Consider the following 563-nt stretch of genomic DNA (forward strand, 5'->3'; position numbering starts at 1 on the left):
CAGAGCCATCCCCTCCCGAGCCACCGACCGCAGCCAGCACCAGAAGACCAGCCACACCCCCCCGGCAACACACACGGCGGATAGAAGCGGAAGAAGACAGCATCGCAACCCCAGGAAGACGCAGGCAAAATGGGACAGGTACTTCCGCCCAGGACAGCAGGTCGTGGCAGCCGCTGTCTCTCCTCCAACTAGTCCCCGCTCAGGTCGAAAGGGCTAATCGTTCTCGCTTTGCCGCTACTCACGTTGACGGGTTACTGGTCATTTATGAGGTTCGGAGTTGTCTCAGGCAGGTGGTGCTGCAGTGGGTTGGCGAGTCCGAGGTGGAGGCCGACTCGTATCTCGTAGCGGGTCCGCAGGCGTTTGAACTGGTGGAGCCAGGCGAAGGTTCGCTCGACGGCCCGGCGGGTCCTGCCCGGGCCGGATCCGCGGGCGGTGTCCTTGCGGGCGGTCTTAGTGAGGTTCCCTGAGGCGTCCCCCGGTGTGTGGACACGGGGATTCATGCTGCGAGAGCGAGTCTATGTTCTCGCTGGTGCTGCTGTTCGAACTCGACGGGTGACAGGTAG

General features: G+C 63.2%; 1 protein-coding gene. It reads right to left on the reverse strand.

Annotation, left to right across the window (positions count from 1 at the left end; genetic code table 11):
* Nucleotides 1-251 precede the first annotated feature (251 nt).
* Nucleotides 252-500, reverse strand: a complete 249-nt coding sequence (locus IF89_RS46810; RefSeq protein ID WP_158718162.1) for a hypothetical protein — start codon at nt 498-500, stop codon at nt 252-254.
* Between the last annotated feature and the right edge of the window lie 63 nt (nt 501-563).

Origin of the sequence: Streptomyces sp. NRRL F-2664 (assembly GCF_000719345.1) — a bacterium.
Taxonomy (GTDB): domain Bacteria; phylum Actinomycetota; class Actinomycetes; order Streptomycetales; family Streptomycetaceae; genus Streptomyces.